The organism is Marinagarivorans sp. (genome assembly GCF_982758155.1).
On record NZ_CEXWTU010000111.1, the window covers coordinates 1 to 13554 of the forward strand.

The window sequence follows — 13554 nt, forward strand, 5'->3', positions numbered from 1 at the left end:
TTAGCCATAAAAAAAGCCTGACAATGTCAGGCCTCTTTAAATATGGCGGTGAGGGGCGAAGGTGGAGTTTTCGCGAGAGTATCTCGCGCCACCATAGCGACTGCGGTTTACCGCAGGCCGACGCTTGCGACCGTTAGCCATAAAAAAAGCCTGACAATGTCAGGCCTCTTTAAATATGGCGGTGAGGGAGGGATTCGAACCCTCGAGGCCTTGCGACCTACACACTTTCCAGGCGTGCTCCTTCGACCACTCGGACACCTCACCAATAACCTCAGAGTTATCAACGCCTTAACAGCGCTTTACCTCAAATAAGGCGCGCAACTTTACCTAAGACTACCCGTAAAGGCAAATGTTATTACGCCTTTTATTTTCCATTGAGCAGGAAGGCATTATTTGATCCATACTAATAAGAAAGTCTGCTTTTAACGAGAGAAAGGGGTGCATGGAGGTTTCAACGTTTACGTTCATCGTGCTGGCGGAGCTTTGCGTCTTAGCTTTATTAGCCCTGTTCGCCTTGATTTTTTACATTCAAAAACTTAAGCAGCAATTAAAAAAGGCACTGGCAGCACAAGCTGGCCGCTCGAATGACACCCCTCCGCCTGAAGAAAATATCCCTGATCCTGTTGATGCGTTGGTGCGGCAACGGGATGTGATGCCTGAAACGCTCAGGCAGAAAACTTATACAGATTACATTGATGAGCAGCTAATGAGTGTGCGTAGGCACCACGAGGAATTGGGTGGTGGCCGAGACATTTCATTGGACATTGACCCGAGTGCACCGCTGGGAAGGCGAATTGCAGCTGTTAGGCATGCGGTACTCATTGCTGAGAGAGAAGCAACGCTGACCAATGAGGTGAGCTGGTCAAGCTTAAAGGGGCGCTACAAGGCTTTGTTAAGCTATTACGAAGACTTTCCTTCTCCTAAGTCGGAGGCACGAATTCACGAGTTGAGTGAGGCGTTGCGCTCGGCCCAAAAGCATGTAGCTTCTATAGAGAAATATAAGGGGCTTTATTTTGATTTGGAGGCCAACTGGCATGCAAGTAAAAATCAAGCCGATGACTATTATGAGCAAATTAAAGGTCGTGTCGGGAAGAGTGATGAAGGATCTGAAGAGTTGATTGAATTGGTGGACGAGTACCATCGAAGTTATGACAGCGTTAATGTGATATTTGATAGCCAGATTCCATTGCCTGAAACCATTGAGGCAGCTAGCGAAGAGCTTCGGGCATTGCGTAGGACAACAGCTGAGCAGCACCGTTTAATTGATGATTTGAAGAGGCGAATTAATAATGCGACGGATGATAATGAGAAAGTCGCGCTCATTAAAAACTTAGAGTCTGAGCTTGATCGGCAGCAGCGGTTCTTGAGGGAGTCTGAGTCTTGTGTGACATTGATGGAACATGAGCTGTCGGTAACGCATAAAGAGCTTCAAAATTTAAAGGCTAAATTAAAAGAGCTGCCTGGTTTGCGTACACAGCTTAAGGATTACCGAGAAGAGTCGGGTGTCAGTGGAGTAATGATCAATCGTCTCAAAGATGAGGTTCGAAGCCTTAAGATCGAGCTTTCGACTCGGGTCGAAGTGCCTGTGTCGGCCGCTGTGGCGAAAGCCTCAGCGGCACAAACAGTGCCAGACGAGGCATCGGCGCAAGAATTGAGCGTACTTAAGAAACAGTATGCGGAGCTGGAGGAGCGCTATTTGGATTTGAAGCTACAGGAGTGAGTGCGCAATTAATGAAGGTGTTTGCATCGTCAAGCTGCTATTTCTGGGAGTGAGTTTTCTGCTAAAGGTCAATATGGACAATAGACGCTAAAAGGCGTTTAATGCACAGCAATATTAAGCACTTATAGAATAATAGATATAGCTAAAAGTTTTAACAAAATCCGAATTCATTGTTTTTTGTTGGAAATGCAGGCGTATGGTGCAATAAGCGTTCATCGCAAAGACGATGAGAACAAGGTAAGGGGCGAGGTAATAATAGTTTGTCCAATTGATGAGGGAGCCTGTTTTCTCAGCAAGGCGCTTGAAGAGGCGCATGCCTAGGCATGTAACGCTTTGAGCAACGCAGTTGAGGAGACAGGAAACAAGTATTATTGGATAAAGTATTTTTTCCTCGGCCCTAAACACAATAACAATTGAGTGCGCATAATGAGCGACAACTCAGCTAGTAGTAAAAGCTCCTCCCAGTCTGAGGTCTCTTTACGACAGCACGACATCCGAGCGTTGATCTGCTTTGCTGCAGCGGGAACCGCGATTACCCACGTGAACTGGCCTGAAATTGATTGGCTTTTGTTTGGCGCTGGATTGTTGGTGGGCGTTTATACCATTGTTAGCTATTTCCTGATTAAGCGTCGCGTAATGAGCCAGCATAAGGCTTTTGATCGTTTTATGATGGTTGATGCGGCGGTGATTGGAGCCGTTCTAAGCCTGTGTAACTTTAGCGTTCTGCCGACGATCATGTTTGTGACCATGGTGCAGTTCAATAGCTTAATCAATGGTGGCATCCGTAAGTGGGTATTGGATACGTTTGCGCTGTTGCTGGGTGTAGGTGCGAGCTTTGCCTTGCATATACCTGAGTGGAATTACTCCAGTCGTTTGGAAATTAGCAGTATTAGTTTGGTGGGAATTTTTGTGTATTTTTGCGCTTACGCGCTCTATGCCTATAACCGTATGCGCAAGCTGACAGAGCAGGTTAAGCGTCTGTCCAGCGAGCATACCCTCTATAAATTGAAGACTTATAAGCTTGCGCGCTACTTACCGCCCACCGTTTGGAAGGCCATTAGTGAAGGGCGGGAGCAATCGCTGACTACCGAGCGTAAGCGCGTTACGGTTTTTTTCTCTGATATACAGGGCTTTAGTACACTTGCTGAAGAGCTAGAGGCCGAAACGCTTACAGAGCTACTCAATTCTTACCTGACCGAAATGGCGCGTATTGCGGCAAAACACAAAGGCACCATCGATAAGTTTATGGGTGATGCTGTAATGGTGATTTTCGGTGATGCTCAAAGCGAAGGTATGAAAATGGATTGTCTGCGTTGTGTCTCGATGGCGATTGAGATGCGTAAGAAAATGCTGGAGCTGCAGGCGCGTTGGTATAATCAGGGGATTAAAAAGCCGATGTTGATCCGAATGGGGATTAACACGGGTTATTGCACCGTGGGCTCCTTTGGGACTAGTCACTACATGGATTACACGGTGTTGGGAACACATGCCAATATCGCATCGCGTTTAGAGTCGGCAGCGGAGCCCGGCGAGATCTTGATTTCACACGAAACATGGTCGCTGGTGAAGGATGTGGTTATGTGTCGTGATCAAGGTGAAATCAATGTAAAGGGTTTGACTCATCCGGTAAGAATTTATCAGGTTGTAGACTTCCGCAAAGACTTGGGGAAGGGCCAGACGTGGTTCGAAGAAAGTATGACGGGTTTTTCTATGCATATGGATTTAGAAAAAATCCGCAACTATGATAAAGATCGCGTTGTCGAAATGTTGAGCAACGCGGCTTCCCGTCTTAAGGGTAAAAGTATTAAGTAGTGTTAGATTTGAGTCTGAGCTACGCAGATTGGTCGATAAGGGGCGAGGCAATAATAGTTTGTCCAATTAGACGAAGGCACCTGTTTTCTCAGCAAGGCGCTCGAAGGGGCGCATGCCGGGGCATGTAACGCTTTGGGCAACGCAGTTGAGGAAGTAGGAGGCAAGTATTATTGGATAAAGTATTTTTTCCTCGGCCCTAAAGTCTATCTTGTCGTCTTTAGTGTGGAGCTCTTTCGTGGTCTGGTACTAGCTCGATTGCGCGCACCACCTTAGTAACCCCTTCAGTTGTTCTTGCGAGCTCGGTGACATGCTGAGCTTCGTTTTCAGTGAGTAATCCCATAATGTAAACCGCGCGGTTTTCGACCACAATTTTTACGCGGTTGGATTCGATTTGCGTACTGCCGATCAGTTTTGTGCGTATTTTGGTGCCAATCCAGTTATCGTTTGTTCGTGAGTAAATTGTTGCTTTACTGGCGACCGCAAGCTGGTTGTGTACTTGGCGTACAGAGTTGATGTTGCGCGCTGTTTCGCCGGCAAGCTCGCGCAGGCGCGAAGTGGGCACTTCTCCTGTGAGTAGCACTACGCCGTTATAGCTCAGTACCGTGATGTTAGCTTCGTCGAGTGATGGATCGGCTTTGATGAGGTTTACTTTTAAGTGCGTTGTGATTTGCCTGTCATCAAGCACCTCACCCATGGTGCGCTGCCCAGGATCTTGCTCTATGGGGCCGTTATGGGTCGCGGCTAAAAAGCTGGAACAGCTACTTAATGTTGCGCTCAATATGCATAGGGATATTGCGCGAAGGAGTAGGGGGGAGCGTTTTTTCATAGTCAATGTCGTATTCGATAGTCTTTTTATTTGTTAGGTTGCCGTAGGCTTTACCGGCTACACACTATTGCTGCTTGTGAGTTACGACTGATCATTCAAGGCCAAAAAGGTTTAGATCGATTAGATCGCACAGGCAATACAGGCTCAGTAGGTGGATTTCATGAATACGGCTGCGCGAGTCTATGTCTGCACGTAGTTCTATATCGTGGGTGTCTAATAAGCTAGCAATATCACCACCGTCACGGCCCGTAAGTGCGATCACGTTCAAGCCGCGATCGTGCGCGGTAGTTACGGCCTGAATTAAGTTGGAGGCATTGCCGCTTGTGGTGATGATCACGAGTGTGTCACCTTCTTCGCCGAGGGCACGGATTGGTTTGGCGTAAACCTCGTTGAAGTGCGCGGGCGTGACCATTGCAGTGTAGCTTGCCATGTTGGCGCCTAGCCAGATAGAGGGCAGGCTTGGGCGTTCTTTCTCGTAGCGGTCTACAAGTGCAGCGCTAAACATTTGGGCGAGCGCGGAGGAGGGACCATTGCCGCAGACTAAAACTTTGCCTTCATGCAGCAGCGTCTGAACCAGTGAGTCGGCGGCTTGTTCGATCCGTGGGGCTAGTGTTTCGCCAACATTCATTTTGGCTTCAATACTGGCCTGAAACATTTCGTATACGCGTTGTGATGACATGTTAATTCACTGCTTATGAGTTCGCTAAAAAGGCATTTTGAATCCACTCGATCGAGCTGGCTTCAAGATTGATTATTCCGATTACATCAAAACGAATTTGCGCGCTGCTGGGCACGGCTCGTTCGGCGATAAAGTGCTGAGTCGATAAAATGATCTTGCGCTGTTTGGTTTTTGTGACCCATTCAGCGGGTGTGCCAAAGCGAGTATTTTTTCGGTTTTTGACTTCTACAAATAACCATTGCTGTCGCTGCTTAAATATAAGGTCTATTTCGCCCTGTCGGCACCGGTAGTTCTGAGCGACAAAGTTAAATCCTTGCTGTTCAAGAAAATCTTTGGCTAAGCGCTCGGCAGCTGCGCCGGTATCGAGGCTTTTCATTTTATGGCCAATTAATTGTCGTAGTGTGCTGCAAGTGGTTTAACTCTTCCACGATTAAATTGAGCCCATTGCTGAGTGCGTTCAAAAAGGCGCTGTTCCGTTAAGGATAGGATGCCCGTTTGTCCCCAGAAATTCGCACGCTTTGATGCATTGAGTTGCTCTAGGCGTGGGTATAAATAGTAAGCATCGACACCCAGTGCATATAGCCTTTGGCTGCGAGCGTTAAGTGACTTTTCTGATACCACAGCTGTTTTTTCGGGCGACTCTTGGAAGAACCACGGTAAATTGCTGAAGGTTATACCGTTAAGGTCGGGCTCCTTTTTAGTGGTGCCGCCTTCGTAAAGGCTACTTGTGCTATAGATTGGAATATCACCTGCGTAGTGGAAGGCTAATAAGGGTTTTATTTGGCGGCCTTGGCGAGGTTGGGCGACAAGAAAGATCATGTCGATGTCTTGTCGTCTGCGAGGCTCAAACTCAAAACGCCCGGTAATCTTGCGTAGTTCCCGAGCGCGGGTTTTGCTGATATCTAAATGCATGGCCTGCTCAATGACTTGCGATAACTGGCGTTCGTCGGAGTAGCGCACGCTATCCACCACGGTTCCCCCCAGTGCTTGCCACTGAGCATTGTAAACTTGGCCTGCACGGTCGCCCTGATTATTCGTTGGCGCTAGGATAAGTGCAGTGCGCTTGCCGTCACGAAAAGCACGAGTGGCTGTCTGCATGGCCTCATCTTCAATGCCTAAGCCGAGCTGGAAGAGTTGTGCGGGGTAAGCGTCGGAGGGTTCGATTTGATTGAGTGCCAGCGTTGGAACGGGAAGTTCGGGTCTTAGTGCGAGTTCGCTAATCTTTTCTTTGCTGAGTGGGCCTATAACAACTTCTGCGCCTTGGGAAACGGCGAAGTCATAGTGTTCGTTAATACTGCCCTGGCTCACGTCGTAAATGTTAATTTGCGGTGCTTGGCCCCCCGCGTTTTTGTTGGTGAAATAAGCGGCCATAAAACCATCGCGGATGGCTTCGGCGATGGGGGCAAGTTTGTCGCTTAATGGGAGTAGGAGTGCAATACGCTGAGGTTGATTGTTGACCACTTCAGCAATAAGGGCGAGGTCTGCTGGCGGCGGGTTATTGGCGGGGTGCTGTGGCCACTGTTGTTGCCATTGGATAAGCGCATTGTATTGCTGGTTAATATTGCGCTGATTATTTTTGCTGACAATGGCGAGTTCGTACCAACCCAGCGCTTGGGGGCTTGTACTTGCTAGGCTGAAATCATTCAACAGTTTGATGTCGAGGTCCATGAGTGTCATCCAAATCAATTCTTGATTGATTTGAGCGTCGGACTCTTGATTATTGTCTGGCGTACTTCCGGCTTGCAGATGGCGACTTAATGCGATGCGTTCTGTAATTACTCGGTCAGGTTCGCCAAGGCTGTTATAAATTTGGGCTCTGAGTTCGTGTAGTTGACTAGCTTGTTGGTGGTTTATTGTTACTGGCGAAGTGTCGCTAGGCGCGCGCGCGTTTAGTAGCGCTGTTAAGCGAGTGTTTTCGAGTAGCCCTTTAGCGGCATAGAGATTATCAAGCTGGAGGTAAGCTTGACTTTGAATCTCAACCTGTTTGGCGTAGAGTGCGTCGCCTAGTCCTTCTGGCTCGAGTTTACGAGTAATCGAAAGTGCGCGATTGGCGTCCTCTAACGAAAGAAAGAGTGTGGCGGCGTCGAGTATTTGTGTGTGTTGTGCCGGCCCTTGCAGCAAACTCGCATTGATGAGTAACTGCTCGGCGTCTGCAGCGGTAACAGTAACCTCGTTTGAGGGCGCGTCTTTAGTTCCGGTGCTTTGACAGCCGGAGAATGCGAGGCTTGATAATAACAAGCTGTATGCCAAACGTTTTTTCATTTAGCTAAAACCTTAGGAGGTATTTGTGTCGGATAGCACCGCAGGTGGCACGTTGTATATTGTAGCCACACCTATCGGTAATTTGGGCGATATGGTACAGCGTGCCATTGATATTCTCCACAAGGTGGATGTGATTGCTGCTGAAGATACGCGTCATAGTGCAAAATTGTTGCAGCATTTCGGTATTTCCACGCCTACCACGGCTTATCATGATCATAGTGATGATGCCAAAACGCGATCATTGATTAATCAATTGCAGCGTGGCGAGAGTATTGCGCTAATCAGTGATGCCGGCACGCCGTTGATTTCTGACCCGGGTTATCGGCTGGTCTATGAGGCGCGGCAGTTAGGGTTGCGTGTTGAGCCTATTCCTGGCGCGTGCGCCTTCGTTACAGCCTTGTGTGCAAGTGGCCTTCCGAGTGACCGCTTTAGTTTTGAGGGTTTTCTGCCTGCGAAAGCAACGAATCGTGAGCAAACGTTAACGGCTGTGTGTGAAGACCCCCGTACTTTAATTTTTTACGAGTCGCCACACCGCATCACGGCAAGCTTGGAATCTATCGCTTTAGTGATGGGCGCTGATCGCGAGATGGTGCTGGCTCGTGAGATTACTAAAACTTTCGAGACTTTTATTGGCGGGACTGTCGCGGATGTGATTTCGGTGCTGGAAAAAGACGCAAATCAACGGCGTGGTGAAATGGTCATCATGATTAGGGGGTTTGAGGTGGTCGTTGAGCGGGAGATTGATCGTGAAGTGGAAAATATGCTCACCATTTTATGTGAGGAGCTTCCGCTGAAAAAAGCCGCGGCATTAACGGCAAAGATTACGGGTCTTAAAAAGAATGTGCTTTATCAGCTGGGTTTGGATCTTAATAAGTAGTAGCTAACTCGAAAGCTGTAAGCCTTGTGAAGGATTATGCGTGAGGCAGCATGCCTTACGAACGAACCTTGTTTTCGGCTTTCTCACTGACGTTTAGTTCATTGACCGTTGGATGAGCTGTTCTTTTTGGGTTTTATTGAGTTTCTTAATTTGATGTTCACGCTGATAGGCCTGCTGCTTACTTGCGCAGGTCTCCTGGTGCTCAAGAGTGATCGGGCGTCGTGCGCGCGTGTATTTGGCGCCCTTTTTATTACAAGAATTATGCTCGTTGATGCGCCGCTCAATATCGATGGTGACGCCGGTATACAAACTATTGTCGTTGCAGCGTGCAATGTATAAATACCACGTCGCCATGAGCGAGGGTCAGCCTGTATTTAAGGTTATGGGATGCTTAGGGGCAAGAAAATAATATTTTACCCACTAATGCTTGATGTTGACATCCTTACCTTCGTTGCCCAAAGCGTTACATGCTTCGGTAGTAGCTCCTGCATTCTCCTAATAACCTATACCCCTATACGGAAGCAGTGTCTAATAAGGGGCTCCTGCCCCGATGCGTTATTCTAATAACCTGCTTCCTTGCAGGCCTTCTTCGCTTAATTGGATAAGCTATTATTGCCCCGCCCTTTATTCAACAGTAACAACTTGGTCTTTGCCGTTGCGTTTTGCGCGATAAAGCGCTTTGTCTGCTTCATTGAGTGCAAAGCTGATATCTTTGGGTTGGGTTAGGCATACGCCGATGCTGCAGGTGGCGTAGAGGTTTGTCGGGCCGACAACCATGGGCTTTGCCTTGATAATAGTTCGAATGCGATCAGCGAGTAAAAGGGCACCTGCGGCGTCTATATCGGCTGCAACTACGGCGAATTCTTCCCCGCCAATTCTAAATAGCTTGTCACCATTGCGCAGACAATTTTGCGTTGTTTGGCTGAATGTTTGCAGTACACGGTCGCCCGTCGGGTGGCCGTAAGTGTCGTTAATGGCTTTAAAGTTGTCGAGATCTAAGATGAAAACGGCAATCCGTTTTTCATCTTTTCGCTGACTACGGCTTAGCTTGGCGCAGTGGCTCTCAAACTCAACTCGGCTGCCGGCGCCAGTAAGGGTGTCTAATTTCAGCTGCTGTTCTAAATTAAAAATCTTATTGGCGGTATCACTATTGTTGCGTAGGACGGCCACGATGTGGGTAGCGTCGGTCGCATGACGTTTACTGAGGTTGAGTGATGCAGGGACTTTTTGGCCCAAGCGATTTTGCACCAAAATATTAATGGGGCGGCTGCGGCGAAGAGATAAACGCGGTGAGCGGAAAAACTGCTGGAATAGGCGTTCGAAGCGCGAAAATTGTTCGCCAGGGATGAGTGTGCCAAAACCAATATCTTGTAAATCTTCTTTATCCCAGCCAAAAAGTAGCGCTGCACCGTGGTTGGCATGTAAGACTTTAAGTTCCTGGTCAAGTAGTAATATGGCGTCAGGTGACAGCTCGAGTACTTCGCTGATGTGGTTTTGCAGTTGAGAGTTCTTGCGTTGCTCTCGGACAAACTTCTTCAGCCAGCTTTCTTGCACGATGGCGTTATTCGCTAGCACAGTGGCAATTAATAAGGTTGTGAGTAAGCAAAAAATAGCCGCGCCAAAGCCGGCTCTTAAATAGCCGAGATCAACGGCTAAAGCCAAGCTCGAGCCAATACTCAGCGGGACGATTAATACCAGCATAAACAGCCATTGAAAGTTACGTGCGTAATGGCTATTACGGGTTAGTAGGCCGGCAGCACCTTTGCTGCTGGTTTGGCTGAGTAAGGCAAAGAAGGTTAGCAGTAATCCGACGGCGGTGGGGACGGGCAGTACCCACTGATTGTAGCTTGAGTACATGGCAACGGGGTCAAAAATATATGCAAAAACGCTTAATAGCGGGATAAGCGTAAAGAGGGTCAGCAGGCTGTCGTACAGGATGATATGGGTCTGCGGTAAAGTGCGCCCAGTGAGTACCAGTGCGCCAATCATTGTAAAGGTGATAGAGGTGAGGAGCGCCGAGCTTGGGCTAATGTTGTAGCCTGTGGCTACGAATAGCTTGCTAAGAATGATGCAGCCTGGGATTGAAAGCAGCCCGAGAATACTGAATAACCGGCTAAGGACTAGGTTGCGTAGTAATTGAAAGCCTAAGGCGCAGCCAATTAGAAATAAGTTAAGCGCGGCTAAAAGACTCATGGGTGGGCTAAATGGGAATGGGGAGAGTGCCCCCTGCTGCGCGACAAATATGCCCAATAGGTTGGCGCCACTTAGCAGCAGCACCAAAAGTGTGGCAACTGTAGCGTTAAGTGATTTGGCGCTTCTGCCGTTTAGTTCGTTCGTCACGAGTTTTTACGTCTTCCGATTGTCACATTGCTGAGCAGTTGTGCGTCTCTTCAAACCACCCGAGAGGCCCTACCGGCTCTATTTTATAATGAGGTATAAATCTTAGTCGTGAATCAGTGTTTTTGAGCGTTTCAATATACGTAAGTTCACTAAATGCACATTGTTATTTATGTGCATTTTCTATGTTTTGTATGGGCATGCAAACTGGCGATATTACCTTGTTTGTACTGCGCGCATTACGTTTGAAGGCACAGCTAAAGCAAACCGCAAGGCTAACATGCCCCTTGCGATAGCGCAGCTCATTTTATCGGCTTTAATCACCGCTAATATTGTGAGAGTTTCAAATCAGTGGGGTGCGGGCTATGGCCCAAATTTCGATGTGATTAGCGCCAGCTTTTTTGAGTGCAGCGCTAGCGGCAATGGCGGTGGCGCAACTGGTAACAACATCATCAACCAATATAACGGGGTGGGTGATGGCGTGCCTAGCTTGGAATACCTCGGTGAGATTTCGTAAACGCTGCTCCCGGCATAAAGATTTTTGGGGTTCTGGTTCTCTTGTGGCTATTAATGCGTGCTTTATGGGGATGCCGGTAGCCCGGCTAAGGTGCTGAGCTAAAACGGTCGTGGGTATGTACCCGCGTTTGGCGCTATGCTTGGGATGGCTAGGGACTGGGATGATGCTCGCTTGCGCCAAAGTGCCGTTATTCAGCGCTTTTATCGCGTCTGTGTGTTGATCTAGCCAAAGTTGATAAAATAAGCGCCCAATGTCCCATTGCGCATTATTCTTAAAAGCATGCATTAAATAATTAACGGGGTTCTCGTAGAGCAGTGCGCAGCGAGTGCGCTGGTAAGGTTTGGGGTGCTTTAGGCAATCACCACAAAGATTGCCGCCGATGACAGGGAGTGTGTAAGCAGGGGGGGCGCAAATAGGGAGTGCGCAAACAGGGCAGTACTGCTGCATGAGTGGCAGCTCTGCAGCGCAGTCGATGCATAATGCGCTGTTTTGTGTGCAGTTGGCTGCGCAAAGCTGGCACTTGGGGCTGAGCAGGGCTGTGCCATGACGAATTAGAGGGTGTAACTTTGAGCTTAGGCTTCGGAGTTGCTCAATGGGAAAGTGCAATTTGCTCGAGTGTTTTTCGAGTTCGAGTGTCGATATGAGGGGTTGCAGCTTCATCGTTGTAAACCAAAACCCTTTTTAAAAGTTGACAGCGGGATTCTCCGATTTAACATAGCCTTCTTTAGTTGCGCCAGAAGCCTTCTGGTTTGCAGTGCCTTTTAAATGCTCGGTGAGTGCAAAACTATGTCTGATGTATCGCAATTACTTCGTCACAACTGGACTCGCGATGAGGTAACCGCTTTGTTTAATCTGCCGTTTAACGACTTATTGTTTCAAGCGCAAACAATTCATCGCCGCTTTTTTGATCCTAATAAGGTTCAGGTTAGTACGCTGTGCTCGATTAAAACGGGCGCCTGTCCTGAAGATTGCGCCTACTGTCCGCAAGCGTCACGCTACAACACCGGCTTGGAGCGTGAGAAGCTCATTGCGGTGCAAAAGGTCATCGACGAAGCCAAAGTGGCAAAGGAGAAGGGGGCAACACGTTTTTGTATGGGGGCTGCGTGGCGTACACCTAGTGGTCGCGATATGGGCATTGTTACGGACATGGTTAAAGAGGTTAAATCCTTGGGCCTAGAGACATGCATGACTCTAGGTATGCTGGATAAGGCGCAGGCTAAAGAGCTGGCCAATGCGGGCTTGGATTATTACAACCACAATCTCGACACTTCCCCTGAATACTATGGCTGCATTATTACAACCCGCAGCTATCAGGATCGCTTGAATACTTTGGCGAATGTCCGTGAAGCCGGCATGAAGGTTTGCTGTGGCGGTATTGTGGGTATGGGTGAAGAGCAAAAAGATCGCGCGGGTTTGTTGGTTGAATTGGCGAACCTTGATGATCACCCTGAGTCTGTGCCGATCAACATGCTAGTTAAGGTTGCTGGCACGCCGCTGGAAAACGAAGAAGACCTCGACCCGTTTGAGTTTATTCGTACGATTGCTGTGGCCCGCATTTTAATGCCAGCTTCGCATGTGCGTTTATCGGCTGGGCGAGAAACCATGAATGATCAAATGCAGGCATTAGCCTTTATGGCGGGCGCTAACTCAATATTCTACGGTGAAAAATTGCTGACTACGGCTAACCCTGAAGCGCATTCAGACCGTCGTTTATTCGATCGCTTAGGTATTGAGCCTGAAGCGTATGCTGCGACAGAAGTTCAGCCTAAGCCGGCGGTGCAAACTTTTGAGCCCGGCGTGCAAAGTCAGAGTGCTAAAGCTCAGTTCTTCGAAGTTAGTTAATTTGTGACTCTTGATGGACGCTTGCAGGCGCGCTTAGCTGAAAGGCAAGCGGCGCTTCTCTATCGCCAGCGCGTTACGGTTGAATCGGCTTGTCAGGTCGAGCAGCTTGCTGCTGGTAAAGCAGCAGTTAACTTCTGTAGTAACGATTATCTGGGCTTAGCGAATAATGAGCGAGTTACCGCTGCCGTAAAGTCTGCTGTTGATGAAGTTGGCTTTGGTAGTGGTGCCTCTCATTTGGTGAGCGGCCATAGTGTGTGGCACCACAAGTTGGAGTACATTTTGGCGCAGGTGACGCAGCGTCCACGTGCATTGCTTTTTTCTACGGGCTATATGGCGAATGTAGCGCTAGTGACGAGCTTACTCGAAAATGGCCAGTTCGTTATTGGTGATAAGTTGAATCACGCCTCTTTGGTTGATGCGGCTCAGTTGGCGTGCTCGGCTAAAAGTCACTCATCATTCCTGCGTTATAAGCATGCCGATTTGGCTGACTTGGAGCGCCAACTTAAAAAAGCTTCCGATGGTGCGCTGGTGTTGACCGATGGTGTTTTCAGTATGGATGGTGATATTGCGCCTCTAGCCGCGCTGGCTTCACTGTGCCGACAATATAAGGCTTCTCTGGCGGTTGATGATGCTCATGGTTTTGGTTGTGTGGGCCCGAATGGCGGTGGATCTGTTTTAGCGG

Annotated in this window: 12 protein-coding genes and 1 tRNA gene; 5 read left to right on the plus strand and 8 right to left on the minus strand. The window is 48.5% G+C overall.

Annotation, left to right across the window (positions count from 1 at the left end; genetic code table 11):
• Window positions 1–176: 176 nt before the first annotated feature.
• Window positions 177–264: transfer RNA gene (locus AC3A8L_RS12495), tRNA-Ser, on the minus strand.
• A 178-nt stretch (window positions 265–442) separates the two neighbouring features.
• On the opposite strand from AC3A8L_RS12495, the gene AC3A8L_RS12500 reads away from it, so the two are divergent.
• The gene (locus tag AC3A8L_RS12500) at window positions 443–1720 is read left to right on the plus strand and encodes a hypothetical protein (protein WP_487962595.1); all 1278 of its coding nucleotides are present in this window, start codon (window positions 443–445) and stop codon (window positions 1718–1720) included.
• 426 nt (window positions 1721–2146) lie between these two features.
• Window positions 2147–3532, plus strand: a complete 1386-nt coding sequence (locus AC3A8L_RS12505) for an adenylate/guanylate cyclase domain-containing protein (protein ID WP_487962596.1) — start codon at window positions 2147–2149, stop codon at window positions 3530–3532.
• Window positions 3533–3749: 217 nt separating this feature from the next.
• On the opposite strand, the gene AC3A8L_RS12510 is transcribed toward AC3A8L_RS12505, so the two are convergent.
• From AC3A8L_RS12510 to AC3A8L_RS12525, 4 genes are all read right to left on the minus strand, one after another.
• On the minus strand, window positions 3750–4358 hold the full coding sequence (locus tag AC3A8L_RS12510) for a BON domain-containing protein (protein WP_487962597.1): 609 nt from the start codon (window positions 4356–4358) through the stop codon (window positions 3750–3752).
• Window positions 4359–4449: 91 nt separating this feature from the next.
• On the minus strand, window positions 4450–5037 hold the full coding sequence (locus AC3A8L_RS12515) for an SIS domain-containing protein (protein ID WP_487962598.1): 588 nt from the start codon (window positions 5035–5037) through the stop codon (window positions 4450–4452).
• Between the two features lie 13 nt (window positions 5038–5050).
• Window positions 5051–5413: a YraN family protein gene (locus AC3A8L_RS12520; protein ID WP_487962599.1), complete on the minus strand. Its 363-nt coding sequence runs from the start codon at window positions 5411–5413 to the stop codon at window positions 5051–5053.
• 11 nt (window positions 5414–5424) lie between these two features.
• On the minus strand, window positions 5425–7299 hold the full coding sequence (locus tag AC3A8L_RS12525; RefSeq protein ID WP_487962600.1) for a penicillin-binding protein activator: 1875 nt from the start codon (window positions 7297–7299) through the stop codon (window positions 5425–5427).
• Window positions 7300–7324: 25 nt separating this feature from the next.
• Between AC3A8L_RS12525 and rsmI the strand changes: the two genes are divergently transcribed.
• Window positions 7325–8176, plus strand: coding sequence for a 16S rRNA (cytidine(1402)-2'-O)-methyltransferase (gene rsmI / locus AC3A8L_RS12530; protein WP_487962601.1), 852 nt, complete (start codon window positions 7325–7327; stop codon window positions 8174–8176).
• Window positions 8177–8269: 93 nt separating this feature from the next.
• On the opposite strand, the gene AC3A8L_RS12535 is transcribed toward rsmI, so the two are convergent.
• The 3 genes from AC3A8L_RS12535 to AC3A8L_RS12545 all read right to left on the minus strand — a co-directional run bounded on the left by AC3A8L_RS12535 (window position 8270) and on the right by AC3A8L_RS12545 (window position 11690).
• Window positions 8270–8530: a GIY-YIG nuclease family protein gene (locus AC3A8L_RS12535; protein ID WP_487962602.1), complete on the minus strand. Its 261-nt coding sequence runs from the start codon at window positions 8528–8530 to the stop codon at window positions 8270–8272.
• A gap of 270 nt (window positions 8531–8800) precedes the next feature.
• A complete protein-coding gene (locus AC3A8L_RS12540; RefSeq protein WP_487962603.1) occupies window positions 8801–10516 on the minus strand; it encodes a GGDEF domain-containing protein in 1716 nt (571 codons plus the stop codon).
• 340 nt (window positions 10517–10856) lie between these two features.
• Complete coding sequence (locus tag AC3A8L_RS12545) at window positions 10857–11690, minus strand: ComF family protein (RefSeq protein ID WP_487962604.1); 834 nt, start codon at window positions 11688–11690, stop codon at window positions 10857–10859.
• Between the two features lie 126 nt (window positions 11691–11816).
• Here AC3A8L_RS12545 and bioB point away from each other — a divergent pair, with 126 nt between their 5' ends.
• Window positions 11817–12872, plus strand: a complete 1056-nt coding sequence (bioB, locus tag AC3A8L_RS12550; RefSeq protein ID WP_487962605.1) for a biotin synthase BioB — start codon at window positions 11817–11819, stop codon at window positions 12870–12872.
• A gap of 3 nt (window positions 12873–12875) precedes the next feature.
• Window positions 12876–13554, plus strand: a 679-nt coding sequence (locus AC3A8L_RS12555; protein WP_487962606.1) for an aminotransferase class I/II-fold pyridoxal phosphate-dependent enzyme, incomplete at its 3' end; no start/stop codon positions are given.